The sequence below is a fragment of the Microbacterium sp. CPCC 204701 genome (genome assembly GCF_004010105.1).
Taxonomy (GTDB): domain Bacteria; phylum Actinomycetota; class Actinomycetes; order Actinomycetales; family Microbacteriaceae; genus Microbacterium.
Map to the genome: position 1 here is coordinate 1 of NZ_RRYE01000196.1, position 5655 is coordinate 5655.

Sequence of the window (5655 nt, forward strand, 5' to 3'; positions counted from 1 at the left end):
CGCCAGCACCGCACAGGCTACGGCGAACCACACCAGCCGCGCCGCGACCGGGCGCCGCAGGGATGCGGCGTCCGGTTCGGGCGCGACCGGCGTGCGGCTCTGCGTGAGGCTCACGGGTGGGCTCCGGCGGGTTCTCGGACGTCGATGCGATCAGTTCGGGCGCGGCTCAGGCTCAGCCGAGAGCACCGGCGAGGATCGAGAAGTACTCGTCGACGCCCCAGCCGATCGACAGCGGTGAGGGGTTGGCCGACGCGGCGAGCGGGGTCGACTCCTCGAGGATGGCGATGCGGCCCTCGGCGATCGCCGGGATCTGCGACAGCAGCGGGTCGGCCTGCAGCTGGGGGATGATCGAGCCGCTCGCGTCGCCGTAGGTCACGAACACGTCGACATCGGCGAACCGGTCGGCCTCCTCCGCGCTCAAGGTGGCGTAGAACGCCTCGCCGTCGGACTCCTCGGCGACGACGGCCGGCTCAGGGAGGCCGAGGCTCGTGAGGAAGCCGGGGCGCGTGTCGAGGCTGGTGTAGAAGCCGACCTGGCTGAAGTCGGACGGGTCGATGTAGGAGAACAGGACGGTGGCGTCCGCGAGCTCGGGGTGGCTCGCGAGAGCCTCGTCGACCTCGCCGCGCAGTTCTTCGATCAGGGTCTCGCCCTCGTCGGCGAGGCCGATCGCCTGGGAGTTGAGGCGGATCATGTCTTCGTACGATGTGCCCCACGCGACCTCGGGGTACGCGACGACCGGCGCGATCTTCGAAAGCGTGTCGTACTCCTCCTGCGTGAGGCCCGAGTATGCGGCCAGGATGACGTCCGGCTGCGTGTCGGCGACCGCCTCGAAGTCGATGCCGTCTGTCTCGTCGAAGAGCGCGGGAGTCTCCGCGCCGAGCTCCTCGAGCTTCTCCTCGACCCACGGCAGCACGCCGTCGTCGTCGTCGTCGCCCCACGTCGCCTCGGCCATCCCCACCGGCACGACGCCGAGAGCGATGGGCACCTCCTGGTTCGACCACGACACTGTCGCGACGCGCTCCGGCTGCGACTCGATGACGGTCTCGCCGAAGGCGTGCTCGATGGTGACGGGGAAGCCGCCGGACGACGCGGTGCCCACGCCGGCGGCGTCGGTGTCTGCCGCGCCCGCGCTCGAGCACCCGACGAGGGCGGCGGCGGTGAGGGCGGCCACGGCGGTGGCGGTGGCGATGCGGGTTCTGCGCACAGCGATCTCCGGTTCGATGAGGGGAAGTAAGGACAGCCTTACATTACCTGCCGCGTCGGATCTGTGCGAATCGGAGTTCGCGCCGTATGACGGAGACCCCGGCCGGTGGCCGGGGTCTCGGTGTCGATCGGGGATGCCTCGCGCCGAGGCATCCGTCAGCGCTTGCTGTCGTCCGCCTTGCGCACCAGCGTCCACGCGCCCGGGACGATCGCCGCGGCCAGCGCCGCCTTGACGATGCCGCCGACGATGAACGGGAGGAGGCCGACCTCGAGCAGCGCCCAGAACGAGTAGTCGAGGCCCATCACGACGTTCAGGATCAGGGCCATGTAGGGGATGCCGAAGAGGAACGGCACGACGCTCGCAGCGGCGAATCCGACGAAGGCGAGCACGGGCCGGCGATCCCAGGCGCGCTCGGCGAACCAGCCGGCCACGAACGCCGCGAAGACGAACCCGACGATGAACCCGAAGCTGGGCTTGCCCATCGCCGCGACCGTACCGGTGAATCCCGCGTAGACCGGAAGACCGGCGAGGCCCGCGAGCAGGTACGTCGTGAGTGCGGCTGCGCCGCGCCACGCGCCGAGCGCGGCGCCGACGATGATGACGCCGAGCGTCTGCCCGGTGATCGGCACGGGCCACAGCGGGATCTCGACCTGGGCGAGCAGCGCCACGACGGCGGCGCCGGCGATGACCAGGCCGGCGTCGAGGGCGAACGCGCGAGCACGCGAGGAGGGACGGGCGATGACGTCGGCGAGCACGCGGCGGGCGGGCGCGGACGGTGCGGCGATGGTTGACATGCGATTCAGCCTAGAGGGGGTCGCGTGCGCCTACTTGGACGGCGTCCACGAATGAAGCTGCGTTCCCCTGTCCGTTCTCTACACGACGCGGTCGTCTCGGCTCGGGGGAGCGGCCGCGCCGGCGATCTATACTGGGGGGCTGGCCGTTCGGCCACCACCCCTCATTCCACCGACGGAACGGACCATTCGCTGTGCTCGCCGTGCACGACCTCGAGATCCGCGTGGGCGCCCGCGTGCTCATGTCGGACGTGACCTTCCGCGTCTCCGACGGCGACAAGATCGGTCTCGTAGGGCGCAACGGCGCCGGCAAGACGACACTCACCAAGGTGCTTGCCGGCGATCTGCTTCCGAGCGCCGGGCGGGTCGACCGTTCCGGTGAGCTCGGGTACCTGCCGCAGGATCCGCGGTCCGGAGACCCCGAGATGCTCGCGCGCACGCGCATCCTCGATGCCCGAGGAATCGGGACTCTCGCGATCGGCATGCACGAGGCATCCCACGCCATGGCCAGCGACGATGCCGACGCCGCCGCCCGCGCGATGCGCAAGTACGCGAACCTCACCGAACGGTTCGAGGCGCTCGGCGGCTACGCAGCCGAGGCCGAGGCCGCGTCGATCGCGCACAACCTGTCGCTGCCCGACCGCATCCTGGACCAGCCGCTGAGGACGCTCTCGGGCGGCCAGCGGCGCCGCATCGAGCTCGCGCGCATCCTCTTCTCGGACGCCGGCACGATGATCCTCGACGAGCCCACCAATCACCTCGATGCCGACAGCGTCGTCTGGCTGCGTGAGTTCCTCAAGGGGTACAAGGGCGGGCTGATCGTCATCAGCCACGATGTCGAGCTCGTCGGCGAGACGGTGAACCGCGTCTTCTACCTCGACGCGAACCGCCAGGTCATCGACGTCTACAACATGAACTGGAAGAACTACCTGCGTCAGCGGGTGGCCGACGAGGAGCGCCGCAAGAAGGAGCGTGCCAACGTCGAGAAGAAGGCGACGGCGCTGCAGCAGCAGGCCGCGCGGTTCGGTGCCAAGGCGTCGAAGGCGGCGGCAGCGCACCAGATGGTCGCGCGCGCCGAGAAGATGCTGTCGGGTCTGGAGGACGCGCGACAGGAGGACCGCGTGGCCAAACTCCGGTTCCCGAAACCGGCACCCTGCGGCAAGACCCCCATCACGGCATCCGGTCTGTCGAAGTCGTACGGGTCGCTCGAGATCTTCACCGATGTCGACCTCGCGATCGACCGCGGTTCGAAGGTCGTGGTGCTGGGGCTCAACGGCGCAGGCAAGACGACGCTGCTGCGCATCCTCGCCGGCGTCGACCGCGCCGATACCGGCGTCGTGGAGCCCGGACACGGCCTCAAGATCGGCTATTACGCGCAGGAGCACGAGAACCTCGACGTCTCGCGGTCGGTGCTTGAGAACATGATGTCGGCGGCGCCCGACATCACCGCGACCGACGCCCGCAAGGTGCTCGGGTCGTTCCTGTTCACCGGCGACGACGTGCTCAAGCCTGCCGGTGTCCTCTCGGGCGGTGAGAAGACCCGTCTGTCCCTCGCGACGCTCGTCGTGTCGTCGGCGAACGTGCTGCTGCTGGACGAGCCGACGAACAACCTCGACCCGGCGTCACGCGAAGAGATCCTGGGCGCGCTCGCGCACTACGAGGGCGCCGTCATCCTGGTCTCGCACGACGAAGGGGCCGTCGAAGCGCTCAATCCCGAGCGCGTCCTCATCCTTCCGGACGGCGTCGAAGACATCTGGGGCCGCGACTACGCCGACCTGGTCACCCTGGCCTGAGCTCCTCAGCGCCCGGCGGCGTCGAGGATCGCGTCCTCGTCCTCGGCGTCGCGATCGCGACGGCGGCGGGATGCCGGCGCAGCGGCTGAGGAAATCCCCTGCGCGGCATCCTCTTCCGCCTCCTCCGCCTCCTCTCGTCGATGACGGCGCTCGGTGCGGATCACATAGCCGATGAAGACGAATCCCATCGCGGCGAAGAGGATCCACTGGATCGCGTACGACAGGTGGGGGCCCGGGTCTTCCGAAGGTGGCTCGAGCGCCTCGGGCGCCGACGCCGGTGCAGGATCCTCAGACACCAGAACCCCGTACGCGCTGCGCTCGAGAGCCTCGCCGACGTCCGGGGCCACCGTTGCGGCGACGAGAGCCAGGTTGATCGTCGGCACCTGGCCCTCGGGCGCCGAGCGTCCCGACGCGGGGAGCGGTTCGGCGGGCCGCAGGCGCGCGATCACGGTCACCTCGCCGTCAGGGGGCGCCGGGACGGCGTCCGGCTCGGGCTGGTCCCGTCCCGGACGCACCCACCCCCGGTCGATCAGCAGCACGCGGCCGTCGTCGAGGCGGAACGGCACCAGCACCTCGAACGCGGCGGTGCCGCCGTGGGGACGGTTGCGCGCGAGGAGCTGCGCGTCGGTCACGTATCGGCCTGTCAGCCGCACGGGCCGCCACTCGTCCTGCGGCGCGAGCTCGTCCCCGGATGGGATCGCCTCGCCGAGCGGCACCGGCTCGGCGTCGTAGTTGCGCTCGACGAGCGCCAGCTGCGCCGCCCTCTCCTCGTTGCGCGAGAACTGCCAGTTGGACAGGAACGCGCACGCGATGGCGAACACGACGGCCAGCGCGATGTAGATCGCCCAGCGGCCGGCGCGCGGGAGGCTCTGCATGCTGACGGCACGGCGCGGGCTCATCGTGCCGCCTCCGCCGACCCCAACGGCGCCACGACGACCGGAAAATCGCGCGCCTCGAGGAAGCCCCGCAGGTAGTCGCGGTGGTCGTCGCACGCGACCCAGGTCTTCGTCCGGTCGGCCGAGTGGATGCGGGGATTACGCCAGTCGATGCGCCATTGTGCGCAGGCGCGGCAGCCTGCTCGCGAGCAGATCGCGTCCGCGACCGACTCGTCGTCGCTGAGGCTCATGCCGCCTCGTCGGGGCGCGGCGGGTCTGCGGGGGTCGCTGTGCCGGGGTCGCCGGCGCGGGGGGTCTCTTCGACGCGGATGACGCGGGGCGCCGTCTCCGCGCGTTGCTCGGGTGCCGGCGGAAGGGCCGGCTCGGGGTCTTCGCGACGGTTGCGCCGCGCCTCCTGGCCGACGTTGGCCGAGACGACCGCGACATAGGGGAGGAAGATCGCCGCGGCGCCCAGCAGCCACGTGTACCAGCCGTACGGCGTGATGAGCACCATGGCTATCAGGCATGCGATGCGCACGCCCATCATCACGAGATATCTGGAGGAACGCGCGCCGACGTCGTCGCGTGGTGCACGCGGCAGGGACGTCGCCGACGGGGCGCGGTTCGAACTCTTCACGGTCCTTCCAGCGTACGCCGATCGGGCCGCGCGTTCGCCGTCAGGAGCTGTAGGTGCCGTACTGGTAGGCGTATTGCGTCATCCACGCGACGAAGCCGAAGAACGCGATGGTCCCGATGATCCAGAGACCGAGGCCGACATAGCCGACGATCGTGCCCGCCAGCGCCATGCCGCGGCCGTTCTCGCCGTTCGTCTTGATCTGGTTCAGCGAGATGTGCCCGGTGATGATGGCACCGATCGAGCCGATGATCGGCAGCAGGCCGATGAAGCCGACGATCGAGGCGACGAGCGAGACGATCGCCAGCACGTTCGTCTTGGGCTGCGCGCCGTAGCCGTAGCCGTACGCGGGGGCTCC

The 5655-nt window shown here is 70.2% G+C and carries 7 protein-coding genes; 1 reads left to right on the forward strand and 6 read right to left on the reverse strand.

Going from position 1 to position 5655, the window contains the following annotated elements:
• Positions 1 to 172: 172 nt before the first annotated feature.
• The gene (locus tag EIO58_RS11620; protein ID WP_127819682.1) at positions 173 to 1204 is read right to left on the reverse strand and encodes an iron-siderophore ABC transporter substrate-binding protein; all 1032 of its coding nucleotides are present in this window, start codon (positions 1202 to 1204) and stop codon (positions 173 to 175) included.
• A 155-nt stretch (positions 1205 to 1359) separates the two neighbouring features.
• Entirely contained in the window at positions 1360 to 1998 is a 639-nt protein-coding gene (locus tag EIO58_RS11625) for a biotin transporter BioY (RefSeq protein WP_127819683.1), read from the reverse strand.
• Positions 1999 to 2189: 191 nt separating this feature from the next.
• Here EIO58_RS11625 and EIO58_RS11630 point away from each other — a divergent pair, with 191 nt between their 5' ends.
• On the forward strand, positions 2190 to 3788 hold the full coding sequence (locus EIO58_RS11630) for an ABC-F family ATP-binding cassette domain-containing protein (protein WP_127819684.1): 1599 nt from the start codon (positions 2190 to 2192) through the stop codon (positions 3786 to 3788).
• Positions 3789 to 3793: 5 nt separating this feature from the next.
• On the opposite strand, the gene EIO58_RS11635 is transcribed toward EIO58_RS11630, so the two are convergent.
• The 4 genes from EIO58_RS11635 to EIO58_RS11650 all read right to left on the reverse strand — a co-directional run.
• Positions 3794 to 4687 (reverse strand): SURF1 family cytochrome oxidase biogenesis protein, encoded by an 894-nt coding sequence (locus EIO58_RS11635; RefSeq protein WP_127819685.1) that lies wholly within the window; start codon positions 4685 to 4687, stop codon positions 3794 to 3796.
• The gene (locus tag EIO58_RS11640; protein ID WP_127819686.1) at positions 4684 to 4914 is read right to left on the reverse strand and encodes a hypothetical protein; all 231 of its coding nucleotides are present in this window, start codon (positions 4912 to 4914) and stop codon (positions 4684 to 4686) included. The genes EIO58_RS11635 and EIO58_RS11640 overlap by 4 nt, the downstream gene beginning before the upstream one ends.
• A complete protein-coding gene (locus tag EIO58_RS11645) occupies positions 4911 to 5300 on the reverse strand; it encodes a DUF3099 domain-containing protein (protein WP_127819687.1) in 390 nt (129 codons plus the stop codon). The genes EIO58_RS11640 and EIO58_RS11645 overlap by 4 nt, the downstream gene beginning before the upstream one ends.
• 40 nt (positions 5301 to 5340) lie before the next feature.
• Positions 5341 to 5655, reverse strand: a 315-nt coding sequence (locus tag EIO58_RS11650; protein WP_164861657.1) for a DUF4190 domain-containing protein, incomplete at its 5' end; no start/stop codon positions are given.